Genomic DNA, 3,809 nt, shown 5'->3' on the forward strand with positions numbered 1-3,809 from the left:
CCACCCAAGCCCCACCCCAAGGGCAGACAACCCCCCCACCACTTCTGGCCACACGGTCTGGGGCCGGGGGCGCACCCCCAGCAGCCCCCCAGCCGCGCAGGCGGGGTCTGGGGCGGCGCCCCAGTTTCGGGAAGGGGCGGGGTGGGGGAGGGCCCGCGCAGCGGCCCCCCACCCCCGCGGAGTTCTTTAGGGGGTGAGGAGGGAGAGGCGGTGGGCGAGGGCGGCGGCTTCGCCTCGGTTGGTTACGGAGAGTTTGGCGAGGATGTTGGAGACGTGGACGCTCGCCGTCTTCGGGGAGATGTAGAGCTCCTCCGCTATCTGGCGGTTGCTGCGGCCCGCCGCCACCAGCCGCAGCACGTCCCGTTCGCGCGGGGTGAGGTGGAAGGCGGGGGCGTCGGCGCTCGGGGCCGCCGGGGCCAGTCTGGTCCGGCGGGCCAGGTCGGTGGCTTCCGCCGCCAGTGGCCGCGCCCCCAGATGCGCCGCCGTCGCCCGCACCAGCCGCAGCAACTCCCCGGCCCGCTCCCGCTCGACGCCGCCCCGCACCCCCGCGTCCACCAGCGCGTGCGCCCACCGGAGCCTGACCCTGGCCAGGTCGTACGGCCGCTCCAGGCCCTCGAAGGCCGCGACCGTCTCGGCCCAGTCATCGACGGTGTCCAGCCCCTCCGCACGCCGGAGTTCGGCCCGTACCCAGATGCTGTAGGCGCTCCACAGCGGCACCACCGTCGCCAGCGTCCGGGCATGGGAGTGGATCAGCTCCAGCGCCTCGGCCCGCCCCGGTTCGGCGGCGGCAGCGGCAGCGGGGAGCGCCCGGCTGTCGGCCTCCATGGTGGCCGCTTCGAGCAGCAGCGGCCAGACGAACCGGTGCGTGCCCAGCCGGAATCCGCCCTCCGCCGCCCGGACCAGCTCGGCGCGGGCGTCGACTACGCGCCCCTCGCGGGCGGCGATGGCGACACCCAGGCGGTGCAGCTGGAGGGTGTACTGCGGCATGGTCTCGTACAGCCCGAAGTGGTTCGTGGCGGAGGTCAGCTGCTCCGCCGCCGCGGCGAGTTCACCGCGCGCCAGGGAGAGCGCGGACCGCCGCAGCGCCGCGCTGCCGCGCGGTTTCGCGCTGGGGGTGCAGCGTTCGGAGAGCCGGCAGTTGGCGTCGACCTCGTCCCACATCCCCAGCGAGAAGTAGGACTCCGACTGGTTGGTGAGGATCCAGTGCTCGCTGTCGACGAGGCCGTGCGCACGGGCGTAGTCGAGGCCCTCGGCGCAGATCTCGACCGACTCGCGGGCGCGGCCGACGGCCTCCAGGTGGGAGGGGATGTTGGAGTGGCAGCGGTTGGCGACCGTGACCAGCTTCTGGGCGAGGGCCCGTTCGCGTACGTCGGTCATCTCGGCGAGGCCCTGCTCGACGTCGCCGGAGTCGGCCATGAGGCCGCCGAGGGTGAGGCGGGCGTTCAGTTCGATGTCCTCGGCGCCGACCATCCGGGCGTACTCGACGGCCCGTTCGGCGGTGGCGATCGCTTCGGGGCCCGGCTCGTGGAGCATGGCCCAGCCGGCCGCGTAGGACAGGATGTCGGCGTGCACCACGGCCGGGGTCAGCCCGCGCACCAGCTCCTGGGCGGTGGCCAGTTCGTCGCGGCCGTCCCCCCGCGCCAGCGCGGACATCACCTTGGCGCGCTGGAGCCAGAACCAGGCGGCGCGCACGGCGTCCGGCTCCTCGTACCGGGGCGTGCCGTCGGGGCCGGTCACCGCGTCCTCGTCGAGGAGGCGCAGGGCGCGCTTGGCGAGTTTCAGGGCGCGTTCGCGTTCGCCGCCGAGGCGGGCGGCGACGGTGGCCTCGGCCATCAGGTCGAGGTAGCGCAGCGGGGTGGTGGCCGGGTCGCAGCCGCAGGGCGGGTAGACCTCGGCGAAGTCGATCGGCCGCAGCGTGGCCCTGACCTCGCGCGGGGCGTCGTCCCACAGCTCCAACGCCCGCTCCAGGAGCCGGAGCTGCTCGGTGCGGGCGTGCCGCTTGCGGGCCTCGACGGCGGCGCTGAGCACGGCGGGCAGTGCTTTGGCGGCGTCGTGGGCGGCGTACCAGTAGCTGGCGAGGCGGGTGGGCCGCTCCCCGCTCCGTACGAGCGTGGGGTCGGCCTCCAGAGCCTCCGCATAGCGCCGGTTGAGCCGGGCGCACTCCCCCGGCAGCAGGTCGTCGCTGACCGCCTCGCGGACGAGGGAGTGCCGGAAGCGGTAGCTGTCGCCGCCGGTCGCGGGCTGGAGGAGGTTGGCGCCGACGGCGGCGCGCAGTGCTTCGATGAGGTCGTCCTCGGCGAGCCCGGCGACGGCGAGCAGCAGCCGGTACTCGACGGTGGACCCGCCCTCCGCCACCACCCGCACCACCCGCTGGGCGTCCTCGGGGAGGGCCTCGACGCGTACCAGGAGGAGGTCGCGGAGGGAGTCGGTGAGTCCGGTGCGGCAGCCGCTGCCCATCGAGACGGCCAGTTCCTCGACGAAGAAGGCGTTTCCGTCGGACCGCCTGAACACCTCGTCCACGAGGGCGGGCTTGGGCGCGGAGGCAAGGATTCCGGCGAGCTGCCGGCAGACCTGGTCGCGGGTGAAGCGGGGCAGGTCGACCCGCTGGACGGTACGCAGCCGGTCCAGTTCGGCGAGCAGGGGGCGCAGCGGGTGGCGCCGGTGGATGTCGTCGGCGCGGTAGGTGCCGAGGACGACGAGGCGGCCCGTGCGCAGGGTGCGGAAGAGGTACGAGAGGAGGTTGCGGGTGGAGGCGTCGGCCCAGTGCAGGTCCTCCAGTACGAGGACGACGGTACGGGTGACGGCGATCCGCTCCAGCAGCCGCGCGGCGAGCTCGAAGAGCCGGGCGGAGGTGTCCTCGACGGGGGTGCGGCGGCCGGGGATGCCGGGGATGCCGGGGGCCACGGGGCTCTCGTAGAGCTCCGGGAGCAGGCGGGCCAGTTCGTCCTCCTGACCGGCGGCGGCGGTGGCCATTTCGTCGGGGAGGAGGCGGTGGAGGGTGCGCAGGGCCGCGGAGAAGGGGGCGAAGGGGAGGCCTTCGGCGCCGATCTCGACGCAGCCGCCGACGGCGACGACGACAGAGGTGTCGGACCCTTCGGTCCGCTCCAGGAACTCCTCCACCAGCCGGGTCTTGCCGACTCCGGCCTCACCGCCGAGCAGCAACGCCTGCGGCTCGCCCGCGTTGGCGCGGGCGAGCGCGTCGGTGAGGATGCTCAGTTCGTCGGTACGGCCGACGAACACGGGACTGACTGACCTGGTCTCCACGCCGCTGAGCATCGCACAGAGCTTCGAGGCGTCGGCACCCACTGTCCGCATAGCGGGCAGCCGGTTCAGGCGGCGCGGGTGAAGTGGGAACGGAGCGACTTCACGGGGCCGCTGGTGCCGCCGTCGCCCTTCGACGCGGCGCGCTCCGCACGGGCGGCGGCGCGGGCGGCGATACGGGCCTGGCGGACGAGGCGGGCCCGGTCGGCCTCCTCGACGAGGTCGGCGTGGCGGCTCTGGTGGATCTCGTACTCGAACATCTGGGTTCCCCCTGGGCGATTCGGCTGTGCATCGCGGGCTTCGCGATGTCTCAACCTTCGCTTCCCAGGGGGTGTCGGCACATCGGGCAACTGCCGGGTATCGGAGCCCCGGCCCGGGCCGGACCGCGCCCTGAGGGGGCCTTAGACGAGCGCCGCGGACCTCAGGGGGGCCTTAGAGATCACCGGACACCCCTAGGGGGTGTCCGGAAAGTCCTGGAGCCATAGGCGGAGGCAGGCGAGGGTGACCATCGCTTGGTAGTGGCGGGCTCGTTTTTCGTAGCGGGTTGC

General features: G+C 73.8%; 2 protein-coding genes and 1 pseudogene. All 3 read right to left on the bottom strand.

The features are described from left to right. Positions 1–186 precede the first annotated feature (186 nt). Entirely contained in the window at positions 187–3,276 is a 3,090-nt protein-coding gene (locus tag ACZ5PB_RS35700; protein WP_468697060.1) for a helix-turn-helix transcriptional regulator, read from the bottom strand. Positions 3,277–3,329: 53 nt separating this feature from the next. Next, positions 3,330–3,521 (bottom strand): hypothetical protein, encoded by a 192-nt coding sequence (locus tag ACZ5PB_RS35705; RefSeq protein WP_468697050.1) that lies wholly within the window; start codon positions 3,519–3,521, stop codon positions 3,330–3,332. Positions 3,522–3,713: 192 nt separating this feature from the next. After that, positions 3,714–3,809: pseudogene (locus ACZ5PB_RS35710) on the bottom strand (IS5/IS1182 family transposase); the annotation flags it as partial.

It is taken from the genome of Streptomyces sp. NPDC032721 (assembly GCF_055579625.1).

What these genes read in the sequence shown, in the direction of transcription:
- ACZ5PB_RS35700 (WP_468697060.1), bottom strand. Translation starts at nt 3,276, where the DNA reads ATGCTCAGCGGCGTGGAGACCAGGTCAGTCAGTCCCGTGTTCGTCGGC.
- ACZ5PB_RS35705 (WP_468697050.1), bottom strand. Translation starts at nt 3,521, where the DNA reads ATGTTCGAGTACGAGATCCACCAGAGCCGCCACGCCGACCTCGTCGAG.